General features: G+C 56.6%; 14 protein-coding genes and 1 pseudogene. 3 read left to right on the top strand and 12 right to left on the bottom strand.

Annotation, left to right across the window (positions count from 1 at the left end):
- Window positions 1-76 precede the first annotated feature (76 nt).
- The 6 genes from pseI to AC2D8U_RS17425 all read right to left on the bottom strand — a co-directional run bounded on the left by pseI (window position 77) and on the right by AC2D8U_RS17425 (window position 6,301).
- Window positions 77-1,129, bottom strand: coding sequence for a pseudaminic acid synthase (gene pseI / locus AC2D8U_RS17450; protein WP_484620352.1), 1,053 nt, complete (start codon window positions 1,127-1,129; stop codon window positions 77-79).
- Window positions 1,126-2,676 carry a UDP-2,4-diacetamido-2,4,6-trideoxy-beta-L-altropyranose hydrolase gene (pseG, locus tag AC2D8U_RS17445; protein ID WP_484620351.1) on the bottom strand — a complete coding sequence of 517 codons (1,551 nt, stop codon included), beginning with the start codon at window positions 2,674-2,676 and terminating at the stop codon, window positions 1,126-1,128. The genes pseI and pseG overlap by 4 nt, the downstream gene beginning before the upstream one ends.
- Window positions 2,673-3,353: a pseudaminic acid cytidylyltransferase gene (gene pseF, locus AC2D8U_RS17440; protein WP_484620350.1), complete on the bottom strand. Its 681-nt coding sequence runs from the start codon at window positions 3,351-3,353 to the stop codon at window positions 2,673-2,675. Before pseF ends, pseG begins: the two co-directional genes overlap by 4 nt.
- A complete protein-coding gene (gene pseC, locus AC2D8U_RS17435) occupies window positions 3,350-4,516 on the bottom strand; it encodes a UDP-4-amino-4,6-dideoxy-N-acetyl-beta-L-altrosamine transaminase (RefSeq protein WP_484620349.1) in 1,167 nt (388 codons plus the stop codon). The genes pseF and pseC overlap by 4 nt, the downstream gene beginning before the upstream one ends.
- A gap of 12 nt (window positions 4,517-4,528) precedes the next feature.
- Window positions 4,529-5,542 carry a UDP-N-acetylglucosamine 4,6-dehydratase (inverting) gene (gene pseB, locus AC2D8U_RS17430; protein WP_484620348.1) on the bottom strand — a complete coding sequence of 338 codons (1,014 nt, stop codon included), beginning with the start codon at window positions 5,540-5,542 and terminating at the stop codon, window positions 4,529-4,531.
- 336 nt (window positions 5,543-5,878) lie between these two features.
- The gene (locus tag AC2D8U_RS17425; protein WP_484620347.1) at window positions 5,879-6,301 is read right to left on the bottom strand and encodes an FAD synthase family protein; all 423 of its coding nucleotides are present in this window, start codon (window positions 6,299-6,301) and stop codon (window positions 5,879-5,881) included.
- Window positions 6,302-7,249: 948 nt separating this feature from the next.
- Between AC2D8U_RS17425 and coaD the strand changes: the two genes are divergently transcribed.
- Window positions 7,250-7,732, top strand: coding sequence for a pantetheine-phosphate adenylyltransferase (coaD, locus tag AC2D8U_RS17420; RefSeq protein WP_484620346.1), 483 nt, complete (start codon window positions 7,250-7,252; stop codon window positions 7,730-7,732).
- A 12-nt stretch (window positions 7,733-7,744) separates the two neighbouring features.
- On the opposite strand, the gene mutM is transcribed toward coaD, so the two are convergent.
- The 6 genes and pseudogenes from mutM to radC form a co-directional block, all read right to left on the bottom strand.
- Window positions 7,745-8,557 (bottom strand): bifunctional DNA-formamidopyrimidine glycosylase/DNA-(apurinic or apyrimidinic site) lyase, encoded by an 813-nt coding sequence (mutM, locus tag AC2D8U_RS17415; protein ID WP_484620345.1) that lies wholly within the window; start codon window positions 8,555-8,557, stop codon window positions 7,745-7,747.
- A gap of 15 nt (window positions 8,558-8,572) precedes the next feature.
- Complete coding sequence (locus AC2D8U_RS17410; RefSeq protein WP_484620344.1) at window positions 8,573-9,019, bottom strand: hypothetical protein; 447 nt, start codon at window positions 9,017-9,019, stop codon at window positions 8,573-8,575.
- Between the two features lie 327 nt (window positions 9,020-9,346).
- Window positions 9,347-9,433, bottom strand: a pseudogene (gene rpmG, locus AC2D8U_RS17405) (50S ribosomal protein L33); the annotation flags it as partial.
- Between the two features lie 106 nt (window positions 9,434-9,539).
- Window positions 9,540-9,710: a 50S ribosomal protein L33 gene (rpmG, locus tag AC2D8U_RS17400; RefSeq protein WP_028116431.1), complete on the bottom strand. Its 171-nt coding sequence runs from the start codon at window positions 9,708-9,710 to the stop codon at window positions 9,540-9,542.
- A gap of 11 nt (window positions 9,711-9,721) precedes the next feature.
- Window positions 9,722-9,958: a 50S ribosomal protein L28 gene (rpmB, locus tag AC2D8U_RS17395; RefSeq protein WP_168662216.1), complete on the bottom strand. Its 237-nt coding sequence runs from the start codon at window positions 9,956-9,958 to the stop codon at window positions 9,722-9,724.
- A gap of 131 nt (window positions 9,959-10,089) precedes the next feature.
- The gene (gene radC, locus AC2D8U_RS17390) at window positions 10,090-10,764 is read right to left on the bottom strand and encodes a RadC family protein (RefSeq protein WP_484620343.1); all 675 of its coding nucleotides are present in this window, start codon (window positions 10,762-10,764) and stop codon (window positions 10,090-10,092) included.
- A 97-nt stretch (window positions 10,765-10,861) separates the two neighbouring features.
- Here radC and coaBC point away from each other — a divergent pair, with 97 nt between their 5' ends.
- Together coaBC and dut are read left to right on the top strand one after the other, a co-directional pair.
- A complete protein-coding gene (gene coaBC, locus AC2D8U_RS17385; RefSeq protein WP_484620342.1) occupies window positions 10,862-12,073 on the top strand; it encodes a bifunctional phosphopantothenoylcysteine decarboxylase/phosphopantothenate--cysteine ligase CoaBC in 1,212 nt (403 codons plus the stop codon).
- Window positions 12,057-12,515: a dUTP diphosphatase gene (gene dut / locus AC2D8U_RS17380; RefSeq protein ID WP_484620341.1), complete on the top strand. Its 459-nt coding sequence runs from the start codon at window positions 12,057-12,059 to the stop codon at window positions 12,513-12,515. The genes coaBC and dut overlap by 17 nt, the downstream gene beginning before the upstream one ends.
- The last annotated feature ends 3 nt before the right edge of the window (window positions 12,516-12,518 follow it).

Here is a 12,518-nt window from a genome sequence, read left to right as displayed (position 1 = left end):
AATAAACCAGACGATTAAAAAAGGCTGTTTTCATAGCATTAAACAGCCCTTAAAGTTACTTAACAACAAACTTGGATTAGCTTTTCAACAAAGTCCAATCCAACGGAGTTCCTCGTGGTATTGCCTGCAAAGCCACCTTTCCCAGCACTTGCTCATAGTGCTTAGGGGCCAACCCAAAGCCCGGCCGGATGCTGCGAACATTGTCTGCGGTCAAGGCTTCGCCGGCTTTGACATCCTTCACCACATAGAGGGAGCGACGGAACTTGGCGTTACCCTTTTCGCTCTCGGTGCGCTGGTAGTTCGCCTGCCCCATCGCCTGCCAGGCCACCTTGGTGCTGTCACAAAGGTGTTTCAGCTCCGCCGGCTCCAGCGAAAAGCTGTCGTCAGGCCCGCCACCATCGCGGTTCAGCGTGACATGCTTTTCAATCACCGAAGCGCCAAGGGCGACACTGGTGATGGCCGTGGTGTTATCGATGGTGTGATCGGACAGCCCGGCGACAACACCAAAGCGCTGAGCCAGATCCGGAATGGTGCGCAGGTTGTATTCCTCTGCCGGGGCAGGATAGCCGCTGACACACTGAAGCAGCACCAGCTGCTCGCAGCCTGCCTCACGGGCCGCCGCAACGGCTTCGGCGATCTCTTCCTCATTGGCCATACCGGTGGAGATGATCATCGGCTTGCCGGTCTTCGCCACGTACTTGATCAAGGGAATGTCGATCGCTTCGAACGAGGCGATCTTGTAGGCTGGCGCCCCCAGCTCTTCCAGCATATCCACAGCCGTGAAGTCGAAGGGCGAACTGAAGATGGTAATACCCAGCTCTTTAGCCTTATCAAATAGTGGCTTATGCCACTCCCAAGGCATTTGCGCCCAGGTGTACAGCTCATGCAGATTCTTACCATCCCACAGGCCACCGTGGATCTGAAAATCCTCGCTGTCACAGTCGATGGTAATGGTGTCGGCGCTGTAGGTCTGCAATTTGATGGCATCGGCACCGGCTTTGACCGCTTCTTCCATGATCTGGAAGGCACGGTTGATGTCGCCGTTATGATTCGCCGACAGCTCAGCAATGATATAGGGCGGTTGATCCGGGCCAATGGCACGACCTGCTATGGAAAATTCTGCGCTCATAACTCTTTTCGCTCTAATGGATCTCGAATAAATGTGTCGGCAGCAACCCGTCGGTAACCCGCGGTCGCAAACAGAGCCTGCGACGCCTGGTTATCCGCGAGTACCGTGGCATGGATCCTAATATCGGGATGCTGACGGTCTAACTGAGCCAATGCCCCCTTCGCCAGGCCTTTGCCAAAGTGCTCCGGGGCCAGAAATATGGAAACCAAATAGTTCGCTTCGGACTGACGATCCAGCCGGACAACCCCGGCGGGTTCAGGATGATCGGACCCTGATTGAAACTGGATCAGATAAAAGTAGTCGGTGTCCGAGAGCAGTTTCTTTTGCATCCAGGCTTGATGCTCAGACCAGGACGGCACCTTGGGATTAAGGGCAAAACGGCGAGTCTCTGGCAAACATTGCCATTGATAAACCTGCTCGATATCCGCCGACGTCGCAGCGCGCAGTGTTACCCGCGACAGGCTCTCTGCTGCCCCCAAGTACGTCAGGACTCGCTCCGCTCCCCTGCCATCACACAGGCTGAAGCAGTTGCGCTGATAATCCTGATATTGCTCACTCAACCTCTCTAAGGCATCGAGCAATTGGCTGGCGATCTGCGTGACTGGCACACTGATCGCTGCATTCGCCGCGACCAAATTGGTGCAGATCGTTTCCTGATTTTGCGCCAGGGGCACGACGATACTGGGCAGGCCCAGGCAGGCACGCTCCCAGGAAGTCGAGCCCGGTGCGCCGATGGCCAAGCCATGTTCGGCCATCAAACCGGCCATATCGCTGCAAAAGTCGATATGGCGGATCCACGCCTGCTGCTGACGACAGAAGCTCGCGACGGCGTCATAGTGGGGTGCCCGCTGACTGAGCAGCACGGTCACTTGCACCTCGGCTTTTCGTGGCAACAGCGCCTGCAGCACCGCCAGGGTGGCATTGGGCTGATCGATCCCGCCCATGGTCACCAGGATCCGATTCGGATCCCGCTGTCGCCCCTCGACCGACTGACGGTTCTGGGCAAAAGCCGGGCTCAGCAAGGCATAGTCGGTGCCCGTCAGGCGCTGACAGTTTGTGCCCACTTTCGCGCGGTACTCGGCGGCTTGCCGGCCCAGGGTTTGATCCAGCAAGAGATCACAGGCGTGTTCCCGCAACAGATCGTCGATCACCATCAGTTGGCACTTCAGGCCTTGCTTGATCTGCTGCTCCCAGCCTTTAGGGAGCCCATAGTGGTCCACCACCAGCCAGTCGCAGTGACCAGCCTGCGCCAGCAATTCCTGACAATCCTGCTGCCACGGCACCTGTAGCCAGGCGGCGTAATCCGCTTCGAAGCGAGGCACCATTGCCGACTCTGGCCGAGTCAACTCGATGACCTCGAAACCACGCTGACGGATCAGTGGGATCAGATCGCCGGGTTGCGACCGACAGGCAAACACCACCTGATCACCCCGCGCTTGTAGCGCGGCGGCCAGCACCAGGCAGCGCATCACATGACCGGAGCCGATCAATGATGAGGCATCGGTGCGGATCAGAATGCGTTTGGCGGCTTTGGTCTGATTGCTCATAACAGCTGAAACAGGGTTTCCGCCCGGAGCCAATCTTCCGGGGTATCGATGTCCTGAACCCGGTGGCGCTCCAGCAAGATCAGCCGGGACTGCTGACCAAACAGGGGCGTCCCAGCCAACCAGGCATCTGCCCTGCCCCAGTAAAACTGACCAGCATCGTGGAAGGCTTCTTCCAGATCCTGTGAGCGGGTGGTGAAGTGCTCCGGTTGAAACATCGACACCTGCCCCTCGGCATCACATTTGAGCGCACGCTGGATGGGGAAAGGGAAACTGGTGGCGGTGAAGGCATAGTGACAGCCTTGCTCCTTCATCATCGACAGGCCCTCAAGCAGCTTATTGCTCTGCACAAAAGGCGCGGTCGCATAGAGGCAACAGACGTACTCAGGTGCCCAGCCCTGATCCTGGCACCAGCTCACGGCATGGCGGATCACCTCCACCGTGGTGGCATGATCATCGGACAATTCAGGGGGGCGAACGAAGGGCACCTCGGCACCGTATTGCCGGGCCACCTCGGCGATCTCATCATCATCGGTGCTGACAAGGATACGATCGAAGCAGCCGGCGGCTTTCGCCGCTTCGATGGACCAGGCGATCATCGGCTTGCCATGAAATGGCTTGATGTTCTTGCGGGGGATCCGTTTGCTGCCCCCGCGGGCCGGGATCACGGCGATCTTCATTGATCACCTTGCAGAATATCGGCCAGTGTCGCCACCACAGTGTCCTGCTGTTGCTCCGTCATCAGATGGAACATCGGCAGGGAGATGGCCTCCTGGTAATAGGCTTCAGCCTGGGGATAATCCCCCGCCGCAAAGCCCATCTCCCGGTAGTGTGGCTGCAGGTGCACCGGAATGTAGTGCAGGTTGACGCCGATCCCCCGCTCCCTCAGCTGCTCAAATACCTGACGATGGGTCAGGGCAATGGCATCGAGTCGCAGACGGATCACATACAGATGCAGCCCGGAGTACGTCTGAGGCAACTGGTAGGGCAGTGTCAGGGGCAAGGTTGCCAGCAGTTGGTTGTAACGCTCAGCCAACCGGTGACGGGCCGCAACAAACGCATCGAGGCGCTCCATCTGGCTGACGCCCAGCGCCGCCTGCAACTCGGTCATCCGGTAGTTGAAGCCCAGATCGATCTGCTGATAGTACCAGCCTCCGTGGGAGGGCTCGGTCATCAACTCTGGATCCCGGGTTACCCCGTGACTGCGCAGCAGCGCCATTCTGGCCGCCAGGGCATCGCTATTGGTCAACGCCGCGCCGCCTTCGGCGGTGGTCACGATCTTCACCGGGTGGAAGCTGAAGACGGTGATGTCGCTGTAGCGGCCGCAGCCGATGGGGGCATCCTGATAGCGGCCACCGATGGCGTGGGAGGCATCTTCAATCACCGCGAAGCCGTATTCATCGGCCAGGGCACGGATCGCCTGCATGTCGCAGGACTGGCCACACAGATGCACGGCGACCAGCACCTTAGGCAAACGCCCCTGCTCCCTGGCCGTCGCCAGTTTAGCCGCCAGGGCCTGAGGACACAGGTTATAGGTGCGGGGATCAATATCGACGAAATCCACCTCGGCGCCACAATACAAACCGCAGTTGGCCGAAGCGACAAAGGTCACCGGCGTGGTCCACAGCCAGTCGCCTTTGCCCAACCCCAATGCCAGACAGGCTATATGCAATGCCGAGGTGGCACTGTTGACCGCCAGGGCATGTTTGGCCCCGGTATGGTCTTTCAGCGCCTGCTCAAACTTTGGCACCTGCGGGCCCTGAGTCAGGAAGTCCGACTGCAGGACATCGACGACGGCATCGATGTCCTGCTGGATGATCTCTTGTTTACCGTAGGGGATCACCTTCTGCGCTCCTTATACGGCGAAGTCTGGATCGACGTGCTCAACGATCAACTCACGCAGACTCTCGACGGTTTCCCACTCGGTGTTGGTGCCGGAGTTGTACTTAAAGCCGAACGGCACTTTCTCTGCCTTATGGTGCGCCAGGTATTCGTCTTCGCTGTAGGTAAAGGACACGGAGGGCAAAATGGCGTAGTAAGGACCCAGATCAATGGTATTAAGCGAGTCGGTATCGGTGATCATCTCTTCGTGCAGCTTTTCACCCGGGCGGATCCCGACAATACGGGTCTTCGCCTGAGGGGCCACGGCGGTCGCCACATCGGTGATCTTGTAGGAGGGGATCTTAGGAATGAAGATCTCACCGCCCAGGTGATTGCCCAGGGCAAACATCACCAGGTTAACGCCATCCTGCAGGGAGATATTAAAGCGGGTCATCTCTTCATGGGTGATCGGCAGCACGCCCTCGTCCCGCTTGCCCAGGAAGAAAGGGATCACCGAGCCACGAGAGCCCATCACGTTACCGTAGCGCACCACGGAGAAGCGAATATCCTTGGAGCCCTTGATGTTGTTGGCGGCAGTGAACAACTTATCGGACGCCAGCTTGGTGGCACCATACAGGTTGATAGGGGCACAGGCCTTATCGGTGGACAGGGCGACGACATCGTGCACGCCACACTGCAGGGCGGCATGGATCACGTTCTCCGCACCATCGACATTGGTACGAATACATTCGGTCGGGTTGTACTCGGCGGTATCCACCTGCTTGATCGCTGCCGCATGGATGATCACATCCACCCCTTCACAGGCCTGGATCATCCGATCGCGATCCCGCACGTCACCGATGAAGAAGCGCAGCATCGGGTAGTCATAGGCCGGGTACTTCTGCTTGATCTCAAACTGCTTCAGCTCATCCCGGGAGTAGATGATGATCTTCTTCACATCAGGATAGCGGTCGAGGATCGTCTCGATAAATTTCTTACCAAAGGAGCCTGTGCCACCTGTGATCAATACTGTTTTATTGTTTAACATCCAAACTCCAGGAAATTCATTGCGTTGCCGTTAAAACTGCCATTCAACGGCATGACTGTTCGGCTGATTCGACGCCTTAATACGGCCATCAGAAAGCTCAATATCGGCGACCCGGCATAGACCGCTCCGACTTATATGCTGGCAATTATACCAAGCATCGCCGACAGCAAACAGCGGCCACCCCCACAGCTTAGACCGATACCGAGCCTCTCCGACCCTAGTACCTAAACGACGCCACAGCATCAAATCTGGTGCCTCAACACCAAGATGAGTGGCGTGTGGTAACTGACACTTACAGGGGGAACTTAAACTTGAAGGGAGTTTGGCTCAGACATGCTAATCCATTGAAAGGGTTGTACAGGGGGCCGGCTGTATATTCTGAACCACCTCAATCAGTTCGGTCGTAGAGATAGCCGGCGTTCGTGGCAGATAAATCACCTCGCAAAATGCCATCAGATGATCAAACCGGCCTTGCCAGTCATCCCCCATCACCAGGCAATCAGCCTGATAACGTCGAATATAGTCAGCCTTTTGCTCCAGAGACTCCTCCAGAAATACGCCATCAACACAGGAAAGAGCATCAACAATGCGCATTCGGCTCTGCTCCGAACAGATGGGATTACGCTGCTTCTTAGTGAAGGTCAATTGATCAGACGAAACGCCAACAATCAAGCTGGATCCCAAGTCTCGAGCCCGCTCAAGGATGTTGAGGTGCCCAACATGAAACATATCGAAAGTGCCAAAAGTAATGACACGCATAGCTGCCCTTATGCCAAACCATGGCAAGTCTGAAAGGCTACCTTAGTAGCGCTCTTTTACATTGATACATCACTCCAGGAGTCACTCCCAAAGCCTTGTACATTTGGTATTCTCCGATCAATCTCTTCGGCATCCGCTTAGCACATTTGCGCTGTAACGGACCCACTATCACTCGTTCACCGCCGCCCCCACCGGGACCTAGATGACCCCATATCAAGGAGCACAGACTTCACCCTCTGACTCACGATAACGAGCCACATCCGTAGCATTCGTTTGGGGTTTGAGAGTTGACAAAAAATCGATACGGCTATGCCAAACTCAAAGAGCAGATCGCTCTGCGTAAAGCCGGTGCGAACATCAACTTTGGAGAAGATAGCGGAGCATAAATTGCCGCAATTTTGCACCCCAACCGAAACCCTAGTGTATAGGGATACATCTTCGGGCAATTGGCTTCAACCACACGAGATTAATGACCATGCCTGGCATTCCAGCTTCACAAATTAGCCAATCTTGACCGGACTCATAAGTACCAGATAGATCAAAAAATCCGCCAGTAACAATGTGGCTTTCTCCGGTAATTCAAGGCATCGGCACACTTGAACTTGGGGCCGCGAGAACTTCTGGGCACTGGATTGCCCGGAGCACAAGCAGCCTCTGCCAGTATACTTGGTGCATCATGTATGTCATGTGCCACGACGCTCACAAAAAGATCGCAGCTTAGCTGCTGGCCCATTCCCCGTCAGAAAAAAGATAATTTCTTGGCCATCTTGCATATCCAATCTTGGAAGTCTGAGTCATTATCCTGGCCTTACTGCCCATAATCGACTCCCAAAGCACTGTGTCTCACATGCTGTTTGGAGTAAGGATCTTGGAGGCAGCAAACAGTAGGAGAGTGTTCTAGAACTTTGTACACTGAGTGCCTCCAATACAACCGTAGACATGAGTGATATGAGCCAACGTGCAATCTATCCAGGGACCTTCGATCCCATCACCAACGGCCATCTTGATCTGATCATTCGCGCCAGCCGCATGTTTGACCGCGTCATCGTCGGCGTGGCCGCCAGCCCCAGCAAGAAACCCCTGTTCTCGCTGGAGGAGCGTGTCGCCCTGATCCAGGAGATCTGTGCCGACATAGAGAACGTGGAGGTCGTCGGCTTCTCAGGGCTCCTGGTGGATTTTGCCAAGCAACATAACGCTCGGGTGCTGGTTCGAGGCCTGCGTGCCGTTTCCGATTTTGAGTACGAATTTCAATTGGCCAATATGAATCGTCGGCTCTATCCCGATCTGGAGAGCGTGTTCCTGACACCGGCCGAGGAGAACTCCTTTATCTCCTCCTCCCTGGTCAAGGAGGTCGCCCTGCACGATGGCGATGTTCAGGGCTTCATCCCGGCACAGGTGGTTTCCCCCCTGATGGCTAAGCTAGGCAAATAAAAACGATCACGCTCAGCGCTGGCAGCGCCCACAATAGACTGTGGCTCGCTGCCCCAGCTTGATCTCCTTCAGTAGCGCGCCACATTGGTGACACGGCTCTCCCCCGCGGCCATACACGTGCAGTTGCTGGACAAAATAGCCAGGCTTACCATCAGCCTGGGTAAAGTCCTTCAGTGTCGTCCCCCCCTGCTCAATGGCGCGACTCAATACCCTCTTTACCTCAGACACCAACCGCTCCAGACGCGCCATGCTGACGCTGCCCGCGACAGCAGTCGGCCTGATCCCGGCTGCAAACAATGCCTCATTGGCATAGATGTTCCCCACTCCCACCACCACCTTGTTGTCCATTAAGGCTGTCTTAATGGCCCCGGTTTTACCTTTCAGTGCCGCCCTTAACTGACCAGTATTAAATGCCAGGGTCAAAGGCTCAGGTCCCAGGTTGGCTAGCAGAGGCTGCGCTTCCAGAGGCAACTGCCACCAGATGGCGGCACCGAAGCGACGGGGGTCGTTAAGGCGCAATACCGCATTATTCGCGAGTACCAGATCCAGGTGATCGTGCTTGCCTGGCTCAGGGGCGGGCTTGAGCGCCCGCAAGCTGCCGGACATTCCCAGATGCAATATCAATATGCCCGCCTCTGTTTCCAGCAGCAGATACTTAGCCCGGCGCCGGACGGAAAGGATGGTCTGCCCTACCATCTGCTGGATCTGCTCGCTTACAGGCCAGCGCAAATTTGGGTTTCGGACCCGCACCTCGGCGACACGCTGCCCCTCTAGGTGGGGTGCGATCCCTCGGCGCGTTACTTCAACTTCGGGTAATTCCGGCACGACGATCGATCTCCATCATTGGGGTCGGGGCAACATGGTTTCCATCTGCTGATTGACCAGACGCCACCACTGTTCGTCGGTCAATAACTTGATCGCATTGATGTGGGGGTATAGCAAGGCGGTATGGGGATAACCACTGTCATCCAAGTAAACATCCACCTGGATATGACCCGCCGGATCCGGCTCAGGTTTGGCGATCGGCACCATTCGGGCGTTACGCCACGCCCCGGCCAGCCCCGCCAGTTGATCAACTGGTCGTTCCGGCTGAGACCGCCACTGACCCTCATAGTGGCGCACCACCAAGTCTGAAAAGACCAGCGACTCCAAGTGAGCCTCCTCCGGAAGCAGGGGAAAACTGTTGTGATCCCCACCGGTCATCCGCCCCAGGGTCATCAGCAGGATCCCGGCACCGGCTACCAGGAGGATCAGCATGTTGTTGTATGTTTTTGTTCGCTTCACCATCTGCGTCCAGTCCAATTCGTTTTGGCTCAGTGTAGGGTGTTGAGCAGACTAAGGAAATAGGAAGCAGGTAGCATCGAACAGGGAACAGGGAACAGAGAGCAAGAGAAACAGCTCTTCCTGCATTCTCCACTCTGTCAGCGCAGCGTCCTGTCTTCTGCAATTAACGGAAGGCAGGGAAAGCAGGAAAAACAGCTCTTCCTGTAATCTGCACTCTGTCAGCGCAACGTCCTGTCTTCTATCTCCCCTCATCTGTCGGTTTGCCCGGCAGTGTCACCAGGACAAAAAACCCAGTCCGGAGACTGGGCTTCTTCAAGAGGCAAAAACCAATTACTTGATTTTGGGCTCGCAGTACAGAACGTGCTTGCGGATGGTTGGATCAAATTTCTTGATCTCAAACTTCTCTGCCATTGCACGCTCGGATCTTATGCCAGCGGAAGTGGTGTCTCAGTGCTCGCCAGCGTTTTCTGGGCACAAAAAAACCCAGTCCGGAGACTGGGCTTCTTCAAGAGGCAAAAACCAATTACTTGATTTTGGCTTCTTTGTACAGAACGTGCTTGCGGATGGTTGGATCAAATTTCTTGATCTCAAACTTCTCTGGCATTTCACGCTTGTTCTTGTCAGTGGTGTAGAAGTGACCAGTGCCAGCAGAGGACACCAGGCGGATCTTCTCACGAATACCTTTCTTAGCCATCGTTTAACTCCTTAAACCTTTTCGCCACGGGCACGCAGTTCTTGCAGAACTACTTCGATGCCTTTCTTGTCGATGATACGCATGCCTTTAGCGGACAGACGCAGTTTAACGAAACGCTTCTCACCTTCTACCCAAAAACGATGGGTGTGCAGGTTAGGCAGAAAACGACGCTTAGTGTGGTTTTTAGCGTGGGAAACGTTGTTCCCAGTTACCGGACGCTTGCCGGTAACTTGACATACTTTAGACATTTCAGTCTCCAATTTTAGCTCGAGCATCATTGTGCCTCGTATGGCCGTCGCCCGAGGACACACGAAGGGCGCATTTTATACAAGATCCCAAGGCAAAGATCAAGCCAGGTCCCTTTTGACTGCGCCTCACATCATAACCAGCCCCGTTCTGCGAACGAGCAACTGTGTCCACTGCCTACCACGACATGGTCCAAAACCGGTACATCGATCAGTGCCAATGCCTGCTGGATCCGCCCCGTAATGTGGCGATCAGCCTGACTGGGTTCAGCCACACCGGAAGGATGATTATGTGCCAGGATCACCGCAGCCGCATTGGCTGTCAGGGTTGTTTTTACCACCTCACGCGGATACACGGATGCCGCATCGATAGTACCCCGGGACAGTTGTTCCAGTTTAATCACCCTATGCTGGCTATCCAGCAATAGCAGTAAAAACCGCTCCTCCCCCAGGCCCTGCAGGTGGCTGCGTAGATACTCCCTGACCGCTTGTGGCGAACTCATAACCGAGTCCCGGACCAGTTCACAAGCCAGTGTTCGACGCGCCAACTCCAATGTGGCCTGCAATTGTACGTATTTCGCCTCACCAAGGCCATGAATGGCGCAAAAATCCTGCTTGGTTGCGGCCAATAATGGCGCCAGACCACCAAATTTCTCTAATAAGCCCCGCGCCAACTCCACGGCACTGCAACCTGGCACCCCGGTTCGCAAAAAAATGGCGAGCAGTTCAGCGTCGCTAAGCGCGGCCGGCCCTTGTGCTATCAAGCGCTCTCGTGGTCGCTCCTGGTGGGGCCAGTGGTGAATGGCCATGATCTTCCCTTCCTTGTATTCGCCCCTGCCGACTCCCTTCGGCACTGTGTTATCTTAGGCCACTCTTCCAAAGCAGCGCCCGGAACAAGAGTTCAAAATGAGTAAAGCCAAAATTTTGCTTGGCGTCAGCGGTGGGATCGCCGCCTACAAAGCCCCCAACCTGGTACGTCGCCTGCGTGAGCAAGGCGCGGATGTCCGTGTGGTACTGACCAAAGGTGCCCAAGCCTTTGTCACCGAGATGTCACTCCAGGCCGTCTCCGGTCATCCCGTGGTGCACGACGTGCTGGATCCGGCTACCGAGTCCGCCATGGGTCACATCGATCTGGCTCGCTGGGCCGATACGGTGATCATCGCCCCCGCCAGCGCCAACCTGATTGCCCGGATGGCCGCCGGTATGGCAGACGACCTGTTAACCACCGCCGTACTGGCCACCGAAGCGCCGGTGATCCTCTGCCCCGCCATGAACAAGGTGATGTACAGCCACCCGGCGACCCAGGCAAACCTGAGCCTCCTGGCTGAACGGGGGATCGATCTCTATGGGCCCGCCGCCGGCGACCAGGCCTGTGGCGATGTCGGACCAGGCCGCATGCCAGAGCCGGAGGAGATCGCCCAATACTGGGGCGAGCAGCATCAACTCGCAGCCGGACAGCCACTCGCTGGTAAACGCCTGCTGCTCACCGCTGGCCCAACCCGCGAACCTTTGGATCCCGTGCGCTACATCTCCAACCACAGCTCCGGCAAGATGGGCTTCGCCCTGGCCGAGCAGGCCCGTCGTCTGGGCGCCGAGGTTACTCTGGTGAGTGGACCGGTGAACCTGGCCACGCCAACCGGCGTGGAACGCATCGACGTCGAGTCCGCCCAGCAGATGCTGGATGCCGTCCTCGATGCCCTGCCAGGCCAGGACATCTTTATTGGTTGCGCCGCCGTGGCCGATTACCGCGCCGCCACCGTTGCCGAGGGCAAAATCAAGAAGTCCAAGGACAGCATGACCCTGGAGCTGGTGCGCAATCCGGATATCCTGGCCACCGTGGCCAGCCATAAATCCCGTCCTTATACCGTTGGATTTGCTGCCGAAACCCACAATGTGGAACAATACGCCCGCGATAAACTGGCCCGCAAAAAGCTGGATCTGATCGCCGCCAACGATGTCTCCCAGCCGGGACAGGGATTTAATGCCGACGGCAACGCCCTGACCCTCTATTGGGCCGATGGCGCACAGAGCCTGGGCCATAGTGCGAAAGCCGACCAGGCCCGCCAACTGTTATTGACCATTGCCAAGCGATTGCCTACCGATGAAAACACCGATTGAACTGAAGATCCTGGATCCCCGTCTGGGGAGTGAATGGCCCCTGCCGGATTACGCTACCCCTGGCTCTGCAGGCATGGATCTGCGCGCCATGCTGGATGCCCCCCTGATCCTGAAGCCTGGCCAGACTGAGCTGATCCCCACGGGCATGGCGATCCACATCGGCGATCCTGGCCTGGCGGCCACTATCCTGCCCCGCTCTGGGCTGGGCCATAAGAAAGGGATTGTCCTGGGTAACCTGGTGGGTCTGATCGACTCCGATTATCAGGGCCAGCTGTTTGTGTCCTGCTGGAACCGGGGCACCGAGGCTTTCACCATGGAGCCGGGAGAGCGCATTGCCCAGCTGATGTTCGTCCCCGTCGTGCAGGCGGCATTCAAGCTGGTCGACGAGTTTGACGCTTCTGATCGCGGCGAAGGTGGTTTCGGCCACTCGGGAACTCAGTAACAC

The sequence above is a fragment of the Ferrimonas sp. YIN67 genome, assembly GCF_057219095.1.
This window is presented reverse-complemented; position numbering and strand designations above follow the sequence as displayed.